Below are 6246 nucleotides of genomic sequence, written 5' to 3'. Positions count from 1 at the left end.
CCACTGTCGGGTGCGGCCCTGATCACGGTGACGGGATGGCGCGGGATTTTCGCGGCAATGGCCGTTGCCGCTTTGGTGGCGATGCTTGTCACGGCCGTGTGGCAGGCCGAAACCCTCCCCAAAGAACAGCGCGTTCCTGTGCACCTCAAAACGATGGGGCGCGGAATCCGCACGCTGATGCGTGATCCTGTCTTTATGGGACTGACGTTTGTGGGTGGCTTCGGGATGGCGGCGTTCTTTATCTTCATTGCCTCGGCTGCGTTTGTTTATGTCGAGACATTCGGCCTGACGCCCACGCAATTCTCCTTGGCCTTTACGGTCAATGCCATGGGCTTTATCGGCGCATCGCAAGCCGCAGCGCCGTTGATGCAAAAACATGGCGCGCTCACGATCATCTTGCTCGGCGTGGGCGGGTTTGCCGCGTCGATGTGCGTGTTGATGGCCTTGGCACTAATGGGTCTGGCAAGTTTCCTCGTGATCCTTGCGGGATTGATCGCGGGCTTTGGCTTTATGGGGTTGGTGATCCCGACCACAATGGTCGCCGCTCTTGATCCGCATGGCGAGATCGCGGGATTGGCGTCCTCACTTGGCGGGACATTGCAAATGGTCGCGGGCGGCGTGATGGTCGCCGCATCCGGCCCGTTTTTCGACGGCACGCCCACACCGATGATCGGGGCGATGACCGTGTGTTCGCTCATCACACTTGGCCTGCTTTTGGCGATTTTGCCCCGCGCGCGCCGCATCATGTCAGCGGGCTAGGCGCGAGGCAAAGCCGTGGTTAGGCGTTGACGTCGACCACAACACGGCCTTTAACGCCGCCCTTCAGGATCGCCGCACCCAAGTCGGGCAGCTCGGTGAGCGTGGCGGGGTGCACCATGTCGTGCAGCTTTGCCAATGGCAGATCCGTGGCCACCCGCGCCCACGCCCGTTTGCGCGTCTCGGTCGGTTGCGTCACGGAATCAATGCCAAGCAAGTTCACACCGCGCAACAAAAACGGCACAACGGATGCAGGCAAATGCGCCCCACCGGCAAGACCCACCGCCGCAACAGAGGCGCCGTATTTCATCTGACCCAGCACGCGCGCCAACATGTCACCGCCGACGGCATCAATGCAGCCCGCCCATGTCTCGGTCTCAAGCGGACGTTTGACCGTCTCGTTGATCTCGTCGCGCGCAATGATTGTTTTGGCCCCTAGCGATTTGAGATAGTCCGCCTGCTCGGGACGTCCCGTCACAGCCGCCACATCATAGCCCATATGGGCCAAGATTGCGGTCGCGACAGAACCAACCCCGCCCGCAGCGCCCGTGACCAGAACCGGCCCCTTGTCTGGGGTCAGCCCGTGATCCTCCAGCGCCATGACGGCCAGCATCGCGGTGAAGCCCGCCGTGCCCACGGCCATCGCATCACGCGGGCTAAGCCCTTCGGGCAGCGGCACAAGCCAATCGGCTTCCACACGGGCTTTCTCAGCATAGCCGCCCCACCGGTTTTCGCCGACACGCCAACCGGTCAACACGACCTTATCGCCTGGCCCAAACCGTGGATCGTCAGATGTTTCGACAGTGCCCGCAAAATCAATGCCCGGAACATGGGGATAGTTGCGTACCAAACCGCCGCCCTTGGGCGACAGGCACAACCCGTCTTTGTAGTTGAGCGTCGAATACGCCACGGCCACCGTCACATCCCCTTCAGGCATCAACGCGGCGTCAATGTCCTTGATTTGGGCGCTCGCAAGCCCCTCGTCGTTTTGTTCCATGACCAATGCGCGCATGTGCTCTCTCCCTTTGATGCCAATTCGGGCAGAGAGTTACGGCGGGCGGCGCAAAAGTAAACATGCAATTGTGTAATTCGCAAACGCCCCGCCTGCCCCCTTGAACCTGCCCGCACAAACGCCTACATCAAGGATGTCGGGCTTGCTCGACTATGAACATAAACGCGCATGTAATAAGCGGATCGGACCCGGGGGCGGTACCCGGCGTCTCCACCAATCATTCCCGCATTGGCCCTCATTTGGGGTGAATATGGGGCACATGGGGACGAAATAGGATCGACGGACGTCTAAAGATGTTTGCTTTGTTTCGGTGAGTTACCACCGTTATCGGTACACTAAAGCTAGTTGCAAATGACAACAAAGCTCCAATGGCTCTCGCAGCGTAAGCTGTGCGAAACATTGAAACCTAAGTCCTTAGGTTTAGCGACTTAAGGCGGGGTTCGCAGGTACCTGGCAACAGAAACCTGCACTTTTCCCTCCTGCAGTGTGACTCACAATCCATGCGAACACGCGTGTCAGGTGGCTATCCCCTTTCCTTCACTTTCGAATCCCGTATGGTATAGGTGTTAAGGTTTTAAAAGGGCGACAAGATATGGCTAAAAGCATCGATTACGGCAATCTGATGCACGACGCGATGCGTGGGCTGATCCGCAAAGTGCTTGACGGGATCAAGGCCAACGGATTGCCCGGCGATCACCATTTTTTCATTACCTTCGACACGATGCACCCCGATGTTGAATTGGCGGATTGGCTGTCGGATCGCTATCCTGAGGAAATGACCGTTGTGATTCAACATTGGTTCGACAACCTCGATGTCACCGATGACGGCTTTTCCATCACGCTCAATTTTGGCGACAATCCCGAGCCACTCTATATCCCGTACGATTCCATCCGCACATTTGTGGATCCGTCCGTCGAGTTTGGTCTGCGGTTCGAGACCCAAGAGGTTGACGCGGATGAAATGGACGAGGACGACGAGGCCTTGCACCCCACTGCCCCACATGCGGATGTCTCGACGCTAAACCCCACCAACACCGAGGCCGCCGACAAAGGCACCAAGCCATCTAAAGCGGCTGAAATTGTGTCCCTCGACAAGTTTCGCAAGTAGGCAAGAGTTGCATCGCGGCGCGCCATGACGCGCCGCACGCTCCCAAATCGGTCCCATTCTCAAAACAAGCGATAGTTTAGCGCAAACACACGGCGTGTATGCGCTCGTATACATTGCGTTGATCCTGATGACGGGCTATAGAAATTCCGACGAATTTGGCACCATCAAGGGAGAGAGCCCCGATGACAAACACCCGCACAGAAACCGACAGTTTTGGCCCACTTGAGGTTCCCGCAGACAAATATTGGGGCGCACAGACGCAGCGCTCGATCCTGAATTTCCCGATTGGGTGGGAAAAGCAGCCCGTGCCGATCATTCGCGCCCTTGGTGTGGTCAAAAAAGCCTGTGCAATGGCCAACAAGACCCTTGGAACACTGGAGCCAGAGATTGCCGATGCGATTATCGCGGCGGCTGGCGAAGTGATCGACGGCAAGTTCGACGACAACTTCCCGCTCGTGGTTTGGCAAACAGGGTCCGGCACCCAGTCGAACATGAACGCCAACGAAGTGATTTCAAACCGCGCGATTGAAATGCTCGGCGGTGTAATGGCGTCGAAATCGCCCGTCCACCCTAACGATCATTGCAACATGGGCCAGTCGTCCAACGACACTTTCCCGACCGCGATGCACGTGGGTATCGGCATGCAAGCCCGCGATGTGCTGATCCCCGGTCTGACAAAATTGGCCGAAGCGTTGGAGGCGAAATCCGAAAAGTTCAAAGATATCATCAAGATCGGCCGCACCCACACACAAGACGCGACACCTTTGACCCTTGGCCAAGAGTTCGGCGGATATGCCCATCAAGTGCGCAAGGGCATCGCCCGTGTTGAGGCCTGTCTCGGTGATATTTACGAATTGGCGCAGGGCGGCACCGCGGTTGGCACAGGGCTAAACACGCAAAAAGGTTGGGCGGAAATGGTTGCGGCCAATATGGCCGAAATCACCGATCTGCCGTTCGTGACCGCGCCGAACAAGTTCGAAGCCCTCGCCGCACATGACGCGATGGTGATGTTCTCGGGCGCGCTCAACACGGTTGCGGCGTCTTTGTTCAAGATCGCCAACGACATCCGTTTGCTTGGCTCCGGCCCGCGTTGCGGCCTTGGCGAATTGAACTTACCGGAAAACGAGCCGGGCTCGTCGATCATGCCCGGCAAAGTGAACCCGACACAGGCCGAAGCGCTGACCATGGTGTGTGCCCACGTCATGGGCAACAACGCCGCCGTTGGCATCGCAGGCAGCCAAGGACATTTCGAGCTGAACGTCTACAATCCGATGATGTCTTATAACGTGTTGCAATCTATGCAGCTTTTGGGTGATAGCGCCTCGGCGTTCACGGATAACATGGTTGTCGGTATTGAGGCCAACGAGGCACGTATCGAGAAATTGTTGCATGAATCCTTGATGCTCGTCACAGCCCTTGCGCCCACCATTGGCTACGACAACGCGACCAAAGTCGCGAAAACTGCGCATAAAAACGGCACCACTCTGAAACAAGAAGCGATCGCTCTTGGCTTTGTCGATGAGGCCACGTTTGACGCGGTTGTGCGTCCTGAACAGATGATTGGTCCAAAAGACTAAATTCGCGCGCACGGATGAGAGACGGGCGGCCTTTGGGTCGCCCTTTTTCGTTTGCCGCGCGTCTTTATCGATTTTGAGTCTTTACGGCTCAAAGGTACGCGTGGTATCAAATTACCCCATGAGCACAGACAATATCATAAACCTCAATCAGGCGCGCAAGTCAAAGTCGCACCTTAAGAAGCGTGCGCAAGCGAATGAAAATGCTATAAAGTTTGGCAGAACGAAGGCGCAAAAACGCATCGAAGACCTTGATGCCGCGCGGGCCGCTGCCGCGCTAGACGGTAAGAAACGTCAGGACGACGAGTGACTGCGCGCCCTGTTAAACGCTCGCTCACCTTGCGCGGCCACCGCACGTCTGTCTCGCTCGAAGATCCGTTCTGGCGGGCCTTTCGAGATATTGCACAGCGTGAGGACAAGCCTATCAACGTCTTGGCCGCACAGATTGACGAAACACGCGGTGTCGATGCGGGCCTTGCGTCAGCCATCCGTATCTACGTCCTTGAGTATTATCAGAAAACTGCCCAATTCGAGAGCTGAGACACCCCCGCAAGACGCAACGAGGCCTTAAGCGGTCCCTGCCCCAAACGTCCCTCAATCACCGACATCGGATCTTTGGCCGCTTGACGCAAGAGCGGTAGGTGCATCATCGCGTCAAGCATCGGCGCGCGGGCCGATTTGCTCACCCCTTTGAGGTTTTGCGCGCCCCACCGTGCCTTTTGCACCGTCTCATCGGCCAAGGCCGCAACGGCGTCCGCGCGCCCATCCAAAAGCGGCGTGCGCCCGTGCTCCTGCAACGCAGGAATTGCGGCGAAATACCGCCCCAGTGCCCCCGCAAAACCCAATCTATTCAATGCCTTGCCATGTGTTTCTTTAGCCCCAAGTAGGCGGGCGGCCACATGCATCGGGATCACATATGTGGCGTGCAAATAGCGATGTAACGCCGCCTCATCCTCGTGCGGATCGCTATAGATATCCCACTGACGCGCCGTGACGGATGCGTCAAGCGCCAGTGCCGCCGCGTGATCCAACACACCGGCCAAGGGGGCCGCGACCTCATGGGCACGCGGCGCTTTGTTCTCTTGGATTTCACTCAGAACATCGCGCCAGAACTGAAGCCGCATTTCTGCAATCATGCTCTCTTTGGTCACCCATGGCGCTTTGGCCACTTCGAGACAAAAGGCATGGATCGGAAATAACACCGCACGGGCCGCGACAGGTGCGGCCATCGTGGTGCGAAACCGCATGATGTCCGCCGCCTCGACCAATTGTGCGCATGCATTTACGCTCATTGTGACACCAAGGGCGCGGCACCATCGCGCACCAGCTTCCAGATAATCGCATCAAGCAGCGCCTCAAAAGAGGCATCAATAATGTTCGACGACACGCCTACGGTCGACCAACGCCGCCCCTGTCCGTCTTCATGGTCGATGATCACACGCGTTTTCGCGGCCGTGCCACCTTGGGTGATGCGCACCTTGTAATCCACCAAATCAATATCATCGATCAGGGCCTGATAGGGACCGAGATCTTTCATCAGGGCGCGGGCCAATGCGTTCACGGGTCCCGCGTCCTTGCCCTGCGCATCAAGGCTATCGGAGACCGCGAGCATCTTCTCATCACCTATTTTGGTCACCACAACGGCCTCGGACAAGGACACCATTTTGTTGCGCTTGTTCTTGCGCCGCTCCACGGTGACGCGGTAGCGCTTTATCTCGAAAAAGGACGGCAACAGACCCAACTCGCGGCGTGCTTCCAACTCGAACGAGGCCTGTGCACTATCATAGGCGTAGCCC

Annotated in this window: 8 protein-coding genes and 1 other RNA gene; 6 read left to right on the top strand and 3 right to left on the bottom strand. The window is 57.6% G+C overall.

Translation table 11 applies throughout. The features are described from left to right. A partial coding sequence (locus tag ACTG34_RS13160) for an MFS transporter (protein ID WP_439105344.1) occupies positions 1-759 on the top strand: 759 nt, incomplete at its 5' end. Between the two features lie 19 nt (positions 760-778). On the opposite strand, the gene ACTG34_RS13155 is transcribed toward ACTG34_RS13160, so the two are convergent. After that, entirely contained in the window at positions 779-1768 is a 990-nt protein-coding gene (locus ACTG34_RS13155) for an MDR family oxidoreductase (RefSeq protein ID WP_439105343.1), read from the bottom strand. A 96-nt stretch (positions 1769-1864) separates the two neighbouring features. Here ACTG34_RS13155 and ssrA point away from each other — a divergent pair. The 5 genes from ssrA to ACTG34_RS13130 all read left to right on the top strand — a co-directional run bounded on the left by ssrA (position 1865) and on the right by ACTG34_RS13130 (position 4990). Then, positions 1865-2239: a transfer-messenger RNA gene (gene ssrA / locus ACTG34_RS13150) on the top strand. A 121-nt stretch (positions 2240-2360) separates the two neighbouring features. After that, the gene (locus tag ACTG34_RS13145; RefSeq protein ID WP_439105342.1) at positions 2361-2876 is read left to right on the top strand and encodes an SspB family protein; all 516 of its coding nucleotides are present in this window, start codon (positions 2361-2363) and stop codon (positions 2874-2876) included. A gap of 182 nt (positions 2877-3058) precedes the next feature. Beyond that, on the top strand, positions 3059-4453 hold the full coding sequence (gene fumC / locus ACTG34_RS13140; protein ID WP_439105341.1) for a class II fumarate hydratase: 1395 nt from the start codon (positions 3059-3061) through the stop codon (positions 4451-4453). Between the two features lie 118 nt (positions 4454-4571). Continuing rightward, the gene (locus ACTG34_RS13135) at positions 4572-4760 is read left to right on the top strand and encodes a DUF4169 family protein (RefSeq protein WP_439105340.1); all 189 of its coding nucleotides are present in this window, start codon (positions 4572-4574) and stop codon (positions 4758-4760) included. Further along, the gene (locus tag ACTG34_RS13130; RefSeq protein ID WP_342842481.1) at positions 4757-4990 is read left to right on the top strand and encodes a ribbon-helix-helix domain-containing protein; all 234 of its coding nucleotides are present in this window, start codon (positions 4757-4759) and stop codon (positions 4988-4990) included. The genes ACTG34_RS13135 and ACTG34_RS13130 overlap by 4 nt, the downstream gene beginning before the upstream one ends. Here ACTG34_RS13130 and ACTG34_RS13125 read toward each other — a convergent pair. Beyond that, a complete protein-coding gene (locus ACTG34_RS13125) occupies positions 4963-5742 on the bottom strand; it encodes a squalene/phytoene synthase family protein (RefSeq protein ID WP_439105339.1) in 780 nt (259 codons plus the stop codon). The genes ACTG34_RS13130 and ACTG34_RS13125 overlap by 28 nt on opposite strands. Then, a partial coding sequence (locus ACTG34_RS13120) for an alpha-isopropylmalate synthase regulatory domain-containing protein (protein WP_439105338.1) occupies positions 5739-6246 on the bottom strand: 508 nt, incomplete at its 5' end. The genes ACTG34_RS13120 and ACTG34_RS13125, both read right to left, overlap by 4 nt.

It is taken from the genome of Celeribacter marinus (assembly GCF_965656515.1).
GTDB lineage: Bacteria > Pseudomonadota > Alphaproteobacteria > Rhodobacterales > Rhodobacteraceae > Celeribacter > Celeribacter marinus_D.
The sequence above is the reverse complement of the archived record's forward strand: the minus strand, read 5'-3'. Positions and strand labels throughout refer to the sequence as shown.

Bases quoted from the DNA above. Each gene is read 5' to 3' on its own strand.
- ACTG34_RS13155 (WP_439105343.1), bottom strand. From the start codon at position 1,768: ATGCGCGCATTGGTCATGGAACAAAACGACGAGGGGCTTGCGAGCGCC.
- ACTG34_RS13145 (WP_439105342.1), top strand. From the start codon at position 2,361: ATGGCTAAAAGCATCGATTACGGCAATCTGATGCACGACGCGATGCGT.
- fumC (WP_439105341.1), top strand. From the start codon at position 3,059: ATGACAAACACCCGCACAGAAACCGACAGTTTTGGCCCACTTGAGGTT.
- ACTG34_RS13135 (WP_439105340.1), top strand. From the start codon at position 4,572: ATGAGCACAGACAATATCATAAACCTCAATCAGGCGCGCAAGTCAAAG.
- ACTG34_RS13125 (WP_439105339.1), bottom strand. From the start codon at position 5,742: ATGAGCGTAAATGCATGCGCACAATTGGTCGAGGCGGCGGACATCATG.